The sequence below is a fragment of the Ruegeria sp. D3 genome (assembly GCF_056534465.1).
Map to the genome: position 1 here is coordinate 1 of NZ_JBQFPK010000015.1, position 13,419 is coordinate 13,419.

12 protein-coding genes are annotated in these 13,419 nt (G+C 51.8%); 3 read left to right on the forward strand and 9 right to left on the reverse strand.

What is annotated here, in order from left to right; genetic code table 11:
- Nucleotides 1–1,081: 1,081 nt before the first annotated feature.
- From ACR0DX_RS18620 to ACR0DX_RS18655, 8 genes are all read right to left on the reverse strand, one after another.
- On the reverse strand, nucleotides 1,082–1,627 hold the full coding sequence (locus ACR0DX_RS18620) for a hypothetical protein (RefSeq protein WP_170356901.1): 546 nt from the start codon (nucleotides 1,625–1,627) through the stop codon (nucleotides 1,082–1,084).
- A gap of 76 nt (nucleotides 1,628–1,703) precedes the next feature.
- Nucleotides 1,704–1,841, reverse strand: a complete 138-nt coding sequence (locus tag ACR0DX_RS18625; RefSeq protein ID WP_170356900.1) for a hypothetical protein — start codon at nucleotides 1,839–1,841, stop codon at nucleotides 1,704–1,706.
- A 171-nt stretch (nucleotides 1,842–2,012) separates the two neighbouring features.
- On the reverse strand, nucleotides 2,013–3,128 hold the full coding sequence (locus ACR0DX_RS18630) for an alanine/ornithine racemase family PLP-dependent enzyme (protein WP_170356899.1): 1,116 nt from the start codon (nucleotides 3,126–3,128) through the stop codon (nucleotides 2,013–2,015).
- Nucleotides 3,125–4,324, reverse strand: a complete 1,200-nt coding sequence (locus tag ACR0DX_RS18635) for an N-acetyltransferase DgcN family protein (RefSeq protein ID WP_480847027.1) — start codon at nucleotides 4,322–4,324, stop codon at nucleotides 3,125–3,127. The genes ACR0DX_RS18630 and ACR0DX_RS18635 overlap by 4 nt, the downstream gene beginning before the upstream one ends.
- Before the next feature lie 92 nt (nucleotides 4,325–4,416).
- Entirely contained in the window at nucleotides 4,417–5,181 is a 765-nt protein-coding gene (locus tag ACR0DX_RS18640) for a hypothetical protein (RefSeq protein WP_353392061.1), read from the reverse strand.
- Nucleotides 5,182–5,260: 79 nt separating this feature from the next.
- Nucleotides 5,261–5,614: a hypothetical protein gene (locus tag ACR0DX_RS18645; protein WP_170356896.1), complete on the reverse strand. Its 354-nt coding sequence runs from the start codon at nucleotides 5,612–5,614 to the stop codon at nucleotides 5,261–5,263.
- A complete protein-coding gene (locus ACR0DX_RS18650; RefSeq protein WP_170356895.1) occupies nucleotides 5,611–5,925 on the reverse strand; it encodes a hypothetical protein in 315 nt (104 codons plus the stop codon). Before ACR0DX_RS18650 ends, ACR0DX_RS18645 begins: the two co-directional genes overlap by 4 nt.
- A 445-nt stretch (nucleotides 5,926–6,370) precedes the next feature.
- On the reverse strand, nucleotides 6,371–7,123 hold the full coding sequence (locus tag ACR0DX_RS18655) for a Crp/Fnr family transcriptional regulator (RefSeq protein WP_170356894.1): 753 nt from the start codon (nucleotides 7,121–7,123) through the stop codon (nucleotides 6,371–6,373).
- Nucleotides 7,124–7,258: 135 nt separating this feature from the next.
- Here ACR0DX_RS18655 and ACR0DX_RS18660 point away from each other — a divergent pair, with 135 nt between their 5' ends.
- From ACR0DX_RS18660 to ACR0DX_RS18670, 3 genes are all read left to right on the forward strand, one after another.
- On the forward strand, nucleotides 7,259–7,492 hold the full coding sequence (locus ACR0DX_RS18660) for a hypothetical protein (protein WP_170356893.1): 234 nt from the start codon (nucleotides 7,259–7,261) through the stop codon (nucleotides 7,490–7,492).
- Nucleotides 7,493–8,126: 634 nt separating this feature from the next.
- Nucleotides 8,127–11,447, forward strand: coding sequence for an adenylate/guanylate cyclase domain-containing protein (locus tag ACR0DX_RS18665; protein WP_480847031.1), 3,321 nt, complete (start codon nucleotides 8,127–8,129; stop codon nucleotides 11,445–11,447).
- Between the two features lie 382 nt (nucleotides 11,448–11,829).
- Complete coding sequence (locus ACR0DX_RS18670; RefSeq protein WP_170353652.1) at nucleotides 11,830–12,237, forward strand: (R)-mandelonitrile lyase; 408 nt, start codon at nucleotides 11,830–11,832, stop codon at nucleotides 12,235–12,237.
- A 190-nt stretch (nucleotides 12,238–12,427) separates the two neighbouring features.
- Here ACR0DX_RS18670 and ACR0DX_RS18675 read toward each other — a convergent pair whose 3' ends face one another.
- The gene (locus tag ACR0DX_RS18675) at nucleotides 12,428–12,640 is read right to left on the reverse strand and encodes a eukaryotic translation initiation factor eIF-2-beta/eIF-5 family protein (protein ID WP_170353653.1); all 213 of its coding nucleotides are present in this window, start codon (nucleotides 12,638–12,640) and stop codon (nucleotides 12,428–12,430) included.
- Nucleotides 12,641–13,419 lie beyond the last annotated feature (779 nt).

The window sequence follows — 13,419 nt, forward strand, 5'->3', positions numbered from 1 at the left end:
ACGGTCAGGTACCTTGGGGTCGAACTCGACGACGCGTTGAGCATCGCGGAGAAGATCGACATCTGACGGTTTGACGGACGGCAGCAGCCGTCCGTCATCTCAAAACGGGTTCCGAAGGATTAGGCGCGAACGGCCGCTCCTTCGAATACCAGACTTTGGATTATTTGCGTTAAATGACCGCCATGCGGACAAAGCTGCCGTCCACGCCCATTATTGGAACGGCGGCATTATTTCTGATACTTCACTCGTTCCGGCCGAGGAAGTCAGCCAACAGCGCTGAGATTTTTTCCGGCTGATCCTCCATGGAGAAGTGACCGCAGTTCTCCAGCACAAGCAGCTCTGAATCAGGAATTGCCGCATGCAACTTGTGCGCCCAGTCAACGACCTGCCACGCATCATTGCCCCCCAAATGAGTTGCACAGGTGTTTGGCTAAGTTGGGCATAGCGCGGGGTTAACTCATTGCATGTAATTAAATCCTTTTGCTTAGGCTATGGTTGTCCCAGGCTTCGCCATCTTGCAATTCCGCTTCCGGTTCATGACCGCACCAACGGCGATGGTCTCACCATCGAAACCCGCCAAACTGCTACCGCGGAAATGGCGATTCCAGACTTTTGGGAGAATTGCGTCGAATACTGGAGACTGGTCGGTCTCGGGTAAATTGATACCTCTAAACCAGCCGGAAACGCTTCGTCTTCAGCACCGATTACCGATCAATTTCCACGTTAAAAACGGCCTGGATCAGCAGGCTGGGTCAGCGCCAATAACAAATAATGATACATGATCAGAAAAGCTGGTTACGCTGTCGTCAGTTTATCAGCGACGCCAAGCAAGCCCAGGGCTTACCGATAGGCCATTTCGCCACGCGCTCTACCCCTTGCAGCGTCGACAGATTCGCTCTCCTAACCCTTCGCTCCAGAATGGGGTTCTGCAACGAAGGCACAGGCGTTCTTGCGGCATGTCATTGTGGGCGCGAGATATGATCACATCTGTATCGCTGTCGGGTTCTTCCATCAGTTCTTAGCCTCGATTTCTATTTGGTTTTCTCCGCGGATGTAAAAGAGCGTACTAAAAAAGTTCGCACTATTCCTTGAGGTTGAAGGAACTTCCTGCAATCCGAGGGGTTTTGTTAGGACGAACCGGCATTCCTTCATTCTCAGCAGTTTGGACTGCGAAGGCATACTGAGAGCCGCTTCCGCATCCTCGCGGAAGGGCTCGTTGATCTGATGATCTGTCGTTTGCCTCAGAAATGAGCGAGTCCGAGTAGAGGTGCCGAAGTTGAGTCTCCGAAACGCCATCTGCTTCCATGATCAGTTGCACCATCGGATCGGCCAAAAGTTGGTCGAGCATGAACTGCGACAACTGCTTTGAAGACAACTTGTCCTTTGCTTGAGCACTGTCCAAATCAGCCAGAGAAACGGTCAAGGTTCGCGCCAGACCGGGGTAAGATTTCCGTGGATGCAGAAAGACTAGCACTGATGCTTTCCAGGCTTCTGGATCCAAATAATCTGGTGGAGCGAACAGCTCAGTTTCTATTTCGTATTCGCCCGCCGGGAGTAGTTCGTCAAAGCCAGGGAAAGTAAACGGCCTGGAAAAGACTGCGATTGTCTTGCTGACTATCTGCTCCATCTAGGTAGTTCTCCTTTGCAAATACAGCTCATTCGGAGATGTGAACAAGAACAAGCCAGCCACTCCCGGCAGCATATTATGAACTTTGAGGCTTAGGATTTGGTTTTTCGAGGGCGACGTCAGGCCCTTCAGACGTCGTTTCTTTTTTTGGAGCGTCCGCATCGTTTTCCTTCAGTGCGGCAGCCGCTCTGGTCGTCAGGTCTTTGAAAGACATCATTTTGATCCTTTGATTGTCCGCACCACCCACGAGCCAAGATGGGACGTGAAAAGCGAATGCGGATACCACCAATATAGGCATTGATGGCCCAATTTACTACGTAAAGCTGTAGAATAAGACGGTCGACTGAGGTTTGGGTTTAATCGGGACGATCTTGGTGCGCTCCCTTCACTTCGAATATGGGCGATCATTGTTCGCAGCGCTGAATTTTGCCAATGCGCTAGCACCACGGAAGACCTTTGCCACATCGGGTGCAGCCATGCCTCGCGAGAGCGCACTATAGTTCAATTTCAGCTTCATCTCGCCACCAGCGCGAAGCAGGCAATTGGTGTTTTCAACAACGATATGATCACTGGTGGCTCCGACGAACGTGACGCCAGCAGGGAATATTAAACCCGCCGCATCGGTGTCCTGAAGTCCAATGGCAAGGATCGACCGAGTATTCGAAGGACTGTCTAAAGTCACACACTGCATTGAAGGTATAGGGTGATTCATTTGAACGGGGTTTGGGTTTGATTTGGCTTTCGTTTCGATCACTTCCGCCCAAAGCGTAAAAACATCGGTGTAGAGCCCGTCGATCGCGTACCCCGAAACGGGATCGGTACCTAGCAGGATGGCCTCACCCAGACGCAGGTTGTTGATCATTCCGGGCGCCCCCTTACCAAGCGCCCATGGCAAACTGGCAGAGCCGCCGCCTGACACTGTTTCCAGAGCGGGTCCACTTGCAAGTTCGGTGTCGGCGGCAAGCGACGAAAGCAATTCCATTGCCCCTGCAGAGGGTGCCACATGACCCAGACAGGCAAAATTTGCGCCAATCCCCTTCAGAGAAATCCCTTCCATTCTAAGAATTTGAGACACAGTGCTTTCAAGGTGTTCAGGCAAGATGCCATCCCGCATATCCCCCATTTCCACCATCAGGATAATATTGTGAGTAATGTTCTTCCCCAGCGCCTCGATGGCCAGGCTGGCGATAATGTCCATCTCAGTGTTGAAGCTGACATCGCAGTTATCAAGGACTTGCGCGACCTGGCTCAGCATGGGCGTTCGGATCAAGGATATGGAGCACGAGATTCCAGCATCGCGCATACGCATGATATTGCTGATCCGCGCGTCCGCCAGCCCTGTCACGCCACCTTCAAGCATAGCATTCGCAATCTCAGGATGACCGCAAACGGCTTTTGTCACACCTGTCACCGATATTCCGCGGGGTCTAAGGTGGTCGACCAGGAACCGGGTGTTGTACCGAATTTTGTCCAGATCAACGTCGATACGCAGCTTGCTCATTCAATCGTCGTAACACGTACGGGTTGCAGGCGCGGAAAGGCAGATAGAACCATATTCACCAAGTTTTTTGGAGGACGGTTCAATGCGTCAGTGACCGGGAGATACAATTTGCAGTTGTAGTCTGTGATGGCCTTTGAAATCTCAACATCATTCATTCCTTCATGGTTGATCGTCATGCCAATTACCTCTGTGTTCGCAAATGCCTCGATCAGGGTGATTTCATCGCAAGGGGCGGGCATAGTCATGTTGGGGAAATCACATCGACGTTTTCGTTTAGGCGCGTGTTGAAGAATAACTGCATGTGGCTGACTGCCTCGCAGAATGAAGGCTGATGTGCAAAAAGCCGGATGGCTTAGCGCGCCCTGGCCCTCGATCACTATTACATCCGGGTGCTCACCCTCGGATGCCGCAACGACAGCGCGCTCAAGTTCGCCACAACAAAATTGCGGCGGCACCGAATCCATCGCGACACCATACTTGGCGCCCTGCATCAAGCCAGTTTGGCCGGTGCTGACCAAAACTGTTTTGATCCCATGCGCGTTAAGTGCGCCGGTCAGGATTGTCGCGGTTGTACGCTTTCCAATTGCACAATCGGTGCCGAACACCGCGATGCGGATCGCCTGGACGTCTCCAATACTGCCATCTAACAGGCGCAGGTCGGGATTTGGCCGCGGCTTGCGAATGTCGCGTATCGTGACATCGTGAATTTTGGCAAATCCGGCGAGCTCCTTGTCATCGCTAAGAAATTCATGCAGCCCACTGACGATGTTCATTCCGAGCGTTATCGCATCCAAAACAACTTCGCGATCCTCAAGGGACATTCTGCCGCTGGCCGGCGCCATTCCGTAAATAAAAGTGTCGGGGATCGTAGCTTCATTAGCGACGGCGGCATCAAGATCATCGAAGATGGGAACCTGATTTGCGATATTATCAAGCACTTTGCCACTGTCACAACCGCCATACGTGCTGTCGATCACCGAAAGAACGCGATAGGCCTGTGAATGTCGAACGAGACCATTAGCCGTCTTGCCATCGATCTTTGCGAAGTTTCCTTCGCAATACACAATTGCAGTCGGTGTATCTGTCACGAGTGTCTTGCGGTGAAGCTCTGGAAAAACTGCTTGTTCAGGCGCCAGCTTTTGCGCATCGCTGGCAATGAACTGCTTGGCATCCGACGCAATGGATACGGGTTTCATATTTGTTCCTTTTTAGAGTGTGAAACGCGCGTCCTTGGTAAGGACGGGCAAAAATTGTGAAGTTTGGGAAAGTGGGCTTTCTGTCTGAATTCTCACTGGTTCAGAACACACAGCCCTTCTGATCGATGATAGTTTTTGTGGCATTGCCACCCATTGCCGGATCGGTCGATATGGGCATTTGCCGGTAGCTCGATTGCATTGCAGCGATCACCGGACGCCTCGTAGCCACGTTCGCATTTCCATCCAACTCCATGGATCGCGTCATCGTAGAAAGCGTTTTCAGGCACAAAGACGGCATCGCACCGTCCGTCGCGCTCAAAATACCCACGCTCGCACGTCCAGGGACGCCCGCTGGTTGATGCGTTCAGAAAAGCGTTTTCCGGCACCGCTACTGCCACGCATGCTTCTCCGTCTTTTTCGTAGCCACGGTTGCAACGCCATGCAGATCCATAAGTGCTATTCGTCAGGTAAGCATTATCCGGCACCACGATTTTCTGGCAGCTATCGTCTACTCTTGTGTATCCACGCAGGCACCGCCACCTCTCACCTGATGGATCGAGATATCCACCCTCAGGCACAATCACTTCAGTGCATGAGGTGCCGCCAACTTCAACAAAGCCATGCATACATGCCCACCCTGAGCCATAGGTTCTGTTTGTGGGGTAGGCATTTCCCGGCACGACAATGGCCACGCATTCTTCGCCTTTCAACCGATAGGACAAATCGCATTTCCAACCGTCGCCATACTTTTTGGGATGCGCGTTATCCGGGATCGAATTTGTTTCGGCCGATGCGGGACTTGATGAGATAAAGGAGCCCGCCAAACTGCTGAAGACGACAACAAACAACGCAGCCATTAAGTGAGCGCAAAACCGGTACTGATTTTTTCGATTTGCCCTGATGCAAACGGCGTTGTCCGAATGTTGAGTGATTGAGTTACGATCCATCCAGGTTCAGCCCCTCGATACAGGCCTGCGCCAGGTCTTTGTTAGGAGTTTGGGATCCCGGCACCGTTGCCCAGCCAGCCGCCATGACGGCATCCTTACGCTTGAAAGTAGAAGCCTCATTGATCGTCGTTATTTTTTCGGCGCGTTGGGCGTCAGTTCTCGCCATGTCGACGCAGATAGGAACCAACGCAGCTATTGCACTGTCGCGGGACATCGCGTTGGCCATCTTGTCCGCACTACCGCCTGTCATCCATCCACCCCAAGAAAATCCAACAACGCCTACGAAAACCCCTCCGATCAAGGCGCCGTAGATTCCGGGTTTAAGCCATTCGGGAGTGTTCATAATCTATTCCTCCTGCGGGAAAGCGCTGCATCGCTGTCATTGTTAGATGTGGCCAAGGTCTGGTCTTGCTTGAGCGCCCGTTCAAAATCTTCTGGGTCAATTGGGCGCATTTCCGTGCGGCCTGGCTTGCTGCCTTTGCCCTGAACTGTCAGGTAGGTTCCGGTTCTTCGATATGCTTCGAAACTCAGGCCCTGTAGTAGTTCTTCTTCAACAACTACTTCATACTCGCCTGCAGGAAGTTCATCTGGATAGCCGGACAAAGAGAACGGATTTGAAAACGTCACCAAAGAACTGGACGATCTCGTGCTCACCTTAGTCCTCCATATAGTTTGTTGGATCTTCCCCGCGCAATCTGCCGCGGATTACGCTCGTAAGCGCCACGGTAGTACCGGCGTTGTAATTTAGAATAATGTGCAAATGGCAGACGCGCGCTGATCGATGTTAGTCTGTGGCCAATGACCTGAGATTTTATTGGAATCTCAAATGCATTTGGTGCCCGAGGATCAGGTGCCGCCAAAAATTGACTAACCTGCGTCAGTGCAACGATGTTTGGATTCTGGCAACGTGATGTGTGTTGGCGGGATATTTGCTGGCGTGTTCTTAACGAGTAATTAAGAAGCGCAGGAAATCCAGTACCATAGTCGGACTGCATTTATCTTGCGCTTCTTTTTCAGTGAAATCCCAAATCTGCCGAAGCGAATTCCGTCTCTAACAGGCAACGATCATCAAAATCCCGGCATCGCTGTAGGGGTGAACTTATTGCTTCAACAGTGGCCCGGCCTGATCCAGATAAGTGGGGTCAAAACCGGCCAACGTCACCAGTCCTTCATAATCATCAAATACCACTTGCCCGGATTGAAAAGTAACCAGCCCCTTCTCCCGCAGTTGCCGTAGGACACGATTAACATGTACGGCACTCAGTCCCAGTGCATCGGCAAGGTGGTATTGTGTCAGTGGGCAGGCGTATCCCGTCTTGCTTGCCATCCCGACCTGAGACAGCCTCACACCAAGTTCCAATAGAAAATGCGCCATGCGCTCACCCGCATCTCGCCGTCCTATGTTGACCAGGTGCTCAACCACCATCGCTTCATCTCGAGAGACCGCCCAAAGAATTGCTGTCGCCAGCCGGGGCGTTTGCGCAAATGCGTCCAGGAGATCATCCACTACTACTTCAATGGCTTGGATTTCCATGATTGGTTCTATGCTGTGATCCGAGGTGTGCAGCAGAACGCTTCGCAAGCCCAGAAAGTCACCCGGTATTTGGAAATCGACGATCTGACGCGACCCGTCAGTCTGGGTTTTGTAGGAACAAACCCAGCCCGAGGCCAGAATGTAGGCAGCCTGCTCTGATTGCCCTTGATGCACAATGTCACGTCCGGCTTCAAAGGTTCTGCGACGCTTGTGCAGGCGTGCCAATGCCGCAAGTTCAACCTCAGTAAGAGCGACGAAGTTTGAAAGCTTTCGGGTGAGTGGACTGTTTTTGATAGTGCGCAAGTGTTCTTCCTTCATCGATGAGCAGCCCGCGAAACTATCCGACGCCAAGACTGCTTTCGATCAGTTAAGTATACAGCAATCTATGCCAGTATGATGCAATTCATTGTGGCGCTTCCTTGCTTGGACGCCTGTTAAAAAAGGACGTCTACCATGGCTGACCGGCAAGACCACTCTGGAATGGCCGCACTCTCAATTTGTGAAGCGCTTTTGCTTGCAATCAAAGATCGTGAGCTCCTGCCCGAACATGAAATTGTGGGAGTTCTGCGTGACGCAGCCGCTGCCCAAGAAGCAGCGGTCGGCAACAACGAAGACAATGATATACACCAGGCCGCCGCCATTCTCATTAACCGGATCATTGCTTCCGGCTATCGGGTTCGGCAGTAGCGTCGAGTCCCGTATCGAAAAACAAGATTATGCTCGTCAAAAAAAGCTTAACAGCAAATAGATGCACTTCTTGATGCCTCGTTCCTGATCAGCTCAAACACGAAGCTAGAGCCAATTTTCAAATGCCTGCCATATCCTGCGTCTTGATTGTCCGACCGAGTTGCGGCGAAGGTACGGTTTCCGTCAACGCGAATACAACGCCTGCGAATGACCTGATTGGTTACACTCGCCGCGCCGCGACAATAAGTATGCCTCGACCGCGAGCAAATGCTGCTTCAGCGAAGGCTCCAGATCGAATGACGGCCAAGTCCGAATAGCAGTCATTCACGCCGAGTGCAGCGAACGACTGTTCCAAGCCCATAGAAGAAATGCAGCTATCCACTGAATACGGAACCGCACTAAATATTTATGTTACGATACCATCACGTTGTACCGACCCGATGCCGAAGGACCCGTCCCATCCAGAGCGACGAAGTCCTTGACCAAATCCGATACGGTGATTTTCAATGCGAAAAAAGAGTTCAAGTGCGCGGAAATTGCGACTCAGTAAACCGCAACGACCAACCGGAGAAAGGGATGCATGCTGGTGCATCGCAGGTGATAGTTCTGCAGTCGCCGCACGCGAAAGGATCAAATGTCTGAAATCTCGCGCTGGCTAGAGAAACATGGCTTGTCCAAGTATGCTGGGTCGTTTGCAGAACATGAAATCGAACTAGGCGATCTAACCGAATTAACGGACAAAGATCTCACTAAAATCGGGCTTCCCCTAGGTCCTAGGCGCCGTTTCATGAAAGCTGTTCGAGCTGAAGCAAAGGGAGAGACTTACTCGCACAACACTGCGTTAGGTCCCGCGATCGTCGCTGAGCGCCGGCAGCTTACCGTCATGTTTATAGATTTGGTTGGATCAACGGAAATATCCCAGCGCGTCGATCCGGAAGATTTGGCGGAAGTACTCCGATTGTTCAAAGAAACCTGCGCTGCGTCGGTGGCAGCTTTTGATGGCCACATCGCAAGTTACTATGGTGATGGGATAATGGTCTTTTTCGGGTTTCCTTATGCGCACGAAGATGACCCAGAGCGAGCCATTCGCGCAGGTCTTCGTATTATCGAGGAAATTCCAGCTATCCGCACTCATGCGAAACTGAATGTCCGAATTGGGATCGCAACTGGGTTGGTTGTTGTCGGTGACTTACGTGGTGAAAAAATGTTTGAGGACGGAACGGCGATGGGCGAGACGCCGAACCTAGCCGCACGTCTACAAGCAATGGCTGAACCCGGGACATTGATCGTCGCTCCCAATACTCATCATTTGGCGGGTGATGCTTTCGAATACGTTCTGCGTGGCGCATTCAAGCTTAAAGGTTTTGCCAGAGAGGTCGAAGCCTGGCAGGTGACAGGAGCACGGGAAACAGTCAGCCGTTTCATGGCAGAGGAAGACGAGTTACTGAACCCTTTGATCGGACGCGCCGCAGAATATGAAACCCTCAATGAAAAGTGGAAGTTGGCAAGTGGCGGTCAAGGACAAGTTGTGCTGGTGTCCGGTGAGCCAGGAATTGGCAAGTCTAGATTAGTCGAAGAATTAAGGCAGAGCATTCCGACGATGTCGCACACTCAAACGCGATATCAGTGTTCTCCCTACCATTACGCGAGTGCGTTTTATCCGGCCATTCGCCAAATTGAGAATGCTGCAGGCCTTCGTGCAGACGACAAAAACGAATTGAAACTCAGAAAGATATCCTCTGTTCTAAGAGACCAGTCGGATCACACTCTGAAACTGGCCGCGTCCCTACTTTCGGTTCCTTTTGAAGACCAATTGGGTGAACTGAATCTGACGCCACAGCAACTCATGAATCAGACCTTAGAAATGCTGTTGGGCAATCTGACTTCGCAGGCTGAGGAAAAGCCAGTGTTGCTCTTGTTTGAGGACGCGCATTGGATTGATCCGACAACTAAACTGTTGCTTGACCGAGTTGCTGATCGGATTCATGACCTTCCAGTATTGGTCGTGATGACGTTCAGACCTGAATTTGACCCGGGGTGGGCATTGAAATCCAACCTTTCTAAATTGGTCTTGAAGCAATTGGACTTTCACCAGGTCAAAAGCATTGTGGACGAAGTTGCAAAAGGGCATTCGATTTCTGACGAAATGTACAATGTCGTCGCTGCCAGATCCGATGGCGTCCCGCTATATGTCGAAGAAGTGACAAAAGATCTATTGGAATCAGGGGTTTTGACAAAAGGAAGGGACGCATACTCGAAAGGTGGGGCGTCCCCGGCAAGCTCGGTCCCAAGCACGTTGCATGATGCACTTATGGCGCGACTTGACCGACTGAGTTCCGTCAAGGAGGTCGCCCAGATTGGGGCGGTTATCGGACCTCAATTTTCTTTTCCGTTGATCGCCAAGGTCGCTCGGATCAGTGACAAGGCGTTGCGTACGGGATTGGAACTTTTGGTCGACGCAGGCATTGTGACAGTTTCTAAAGAAGAAAACCTTGAAACTTTCAGCTATCGCCACGCCCTAATTCGCGACACAGCTTACAACAGTCTCTTAAAGAGCGAGCGCAGGGTCTTGCACACACGAGTAGCGCGAGCGTTAAGTGGCAAATCGACCCATATTGGCGATGCCAGTCCGGAAATACTTGCGCACCACTACACGATGGCAGGTATGAGCAAGGAGGCAATCGACTATCGCTATCTCGCTGGCCAACGCGCAGTCCAACGTTCCGCCAATATCGAGGCGAACACACAGCTTTCCTTGGCGATCGAGCAGTTGAGTCAACTGTCTCATGGTGTTGAGCGGGATCAGAAAGAAATCGAGGTTCAGGTTCTCAGAGCAGGTGTTCTACGATCAACTGCAGGAATAGCCGCCGATGAAACAGGGACCGTTTATGCAAGAATACGCGACTTGTGTGAACGGGTGGACGAAACAGAACATCTGTTCCCTGTTTTGAATGGCTTGTATTCCTTCCATTTGGTGCGTGCTGAGTATGATTTAGCCAGAAGTGTTGCAGCGCAGTTGCTGAATTTGGCAGATACAACGGGCGAGACACACCATCAGATGGTAGGGCATCGAGCCATGGGCGCAGTGCTGTTTCACATTGGAGAACTAAACCCTGCATACGAGCATTTGAGCAAAGCGCTAGAGCTTTACAGTCGGAAACGCGATGGGCACCTGGCCTACATATACGGTTCGGACCACGCAGCGATAACGTCGTGCTTTTTAAGCATGGCTGTATGGATGCGCGGTGCGCCAGACAAAGCACTTGAGATACAAAAACAAGCGGTTGCTGCAGCTCAAAAGCTGGAGCATGCGCACAGCATAGCACAGTCGCTAACTTACCTGTGCATGCTCTATCTTCTGCGCCGCGAACCTGGAAAAGTCATTGAAGCCGCAAATCAGTTGGAGGAACTGTCTTCAAAACATTCGTTCACCTTCATGTCGCTGACTGCAACGCTCTGGCGAAGCTGGGTGGATGCCTACCTTTCCCCTGAGCCCGAAAACATCCACGCATTGCGACAAGCATCGGAAGCGTGGTGGGCCAGCGGAGCTGGGAATTACAAACCTTTCTTTTTGACGATGATTGCGGAACTCACGTTGAAAACGGGTGATCGGGAAAGTGCCTTGCAGTTGTTAGCCGAGGCCCGCAGGTACCAAAGCCTTACAAACGAAGGATGGGCGCAAGCTGAGACCGACCGCGTATATGCGCTCGCAATTTCTGAAAGTCGGTTCGCCGAAGTAGAGTTTTGTGAGGCTTTGAACACGGCAAAACGACAGCAGGCAAGGATGTACGAACTTCGGATTGTTATAGACTACATAAAGAGTTGCCAAAAATTTAGACAGACCCCCACTCCCAGCTTTGGCTTAAATGCTGTCTTAGAAACTATCATAGGAGGAGAGCTAACAGTCGACGTGAAAAACGCCCATAATCTGCTTGATCAGACTACTTTTGACTAACTCTCAAAAATTCAGAGCGGTGCAGTTGGGTAGATTGGAACTCATACTCGTTAACTAGTTGTTCGTCTCTTCGAGCGTTCGACAGAAACTGTATCCAGGATTATCAGACCCGCGTTTCTTCCTAAGTTGTTCCCTAACGGACAGTACTCAATTTCGCTCAATTTATTCGCTGCCAAAAAAGTGGACAATCATACCCAGAGCAGCGAATGACCAAATCGTCCGCAACTCGGACGTAGGTCCCGCTCAAACCTATGACCGGTTCCAATCGCGCTATGGGCATTCGACAATGATGCTCAGATTGCCGCGTCGAGCCGGCCCGCTTCTGGGTTTGAAATCGGAATTTTGCTAAGTCCCCAAGAGCAGCGCAACAAAGGAGCACATCATGGAGATTCACCGCGCCGGGGACCGGCCCTCTCAATTCCCCGGTAATGAGTATTTCACCGGCACCGTCCGCTTTGATCCTGTTGTAACAGGGAATGATCCCTCGCCGGTCAAGGTCCTTACTGTGACTTTTGAGCCCGGCGCACGGACAGCTTGGCACACGCACCCTGCCGGTCAAACGCTGCATGTTTTGTCAGGCTTGGGGCTGGCTGGATCTGAGGGGCAGCCAGTGCAGGTGTTGCGCCCTGGCGATACGGTGTGGTTCGCGCCGGGAGAGCGGCATTGGCACGGCGCGTCGCCAGACTGTGCGATGACCCATCTGGCTGTGCAGACGTCTGTCGAGGGCAAGACTGCGGATTGGATGGAGCATGTTTCGGACGAGGATTACAGCGCAGCGCGCGCAGAGTGAAGCGCTTGAACCTTACCGAGCGGCTCGCCGCGGAGTGACACCTCTAGAGCTTTATCCTGACCAATTCTACGCCCATATAAATGGATGCAGCAAATCTTTCGCCTCCAGAGCGCGGCCGTCGTTTCGCCCCTGAAAGACCCTTACTGCGTGTTTTAACTTTTCCGGCTTTCTGGCCTCATCAGCCAGCAATTTACCCTGCAAAATCCCATCGCTGCAGAACGTCTCTCGCCCGTGCCATTGTCTGCGCGTTGGCCACAAGGTCATGCGCTCCGTCGCGCAACTCCTCATCGAGCAGAAAAGGCTCCTCGTACCCACATGCATTACAGGCGGCTTTCTCACCTGTAATCACCGTATCCGGCGATCCGCATTCTGGGCATCGTGCCTGGACGTCATCGTTGAACATAAAGCGACCCCTCCTTTGTTTACCGATTGCCAGAACCGGGTCCGCCCGCCAACATAGCTGATTGGCGCATCCGCTTAAACTCGTCTGGGGTAACGGTCCCGCTGCTGACATCGATACCTTTTGGGATGCGAGCTCTCTTGTGTCCGATCGCGCGAACGCTGCCCCTTGTTATCTCCAGACAGGTCGACTCGTAACATGTAAGCCCGCTTGTGTTGATTTGGATGGCAGTCTGACCGTTCGCATCAGTTACCAATGGAGCCTGGGACGGTGGGTTGCAGGCTGAAACCAGCAATGCGAACCCAGAAAAAAACCATCTGTTCATATGAAATTCCCTTTTTCTCTAAAATAGGCTGACAGCGGTTCAGTCAAATCTGTCGGGTGTCAGCTTCGAGCGCATAGAAGCCTCTCACGAGTATCATCGCTTGACCGAATGGAGTCCACTGTAGCAGCCTGCGGTCACACTTGCTCTGGGGTGAGAAGGTCACAACAGATTCCATGTAGAGCTTGTACATCGGGCGATGGACAAGAGAAGGCTTTCTGGCTCCCCACCAAAATTTCGGTTGGCGATGGACCTCTGAAGGTAATCCAGTTGCGATTATCAACGTTCTCGTAAGGGCTGAAGCGCTCCTGTTGCGATATCGATCCAGGTGCGAGACCGAAGATTGGCGGGATATGAATTGCTCAATAATTTTTTGATAAAACTTCCACACGTAAAAACTTAGAACAGTCTGCCTAACTTTTGGTACTGCTTGTTGATCAAAGACTGCCTTCCAAGAGAA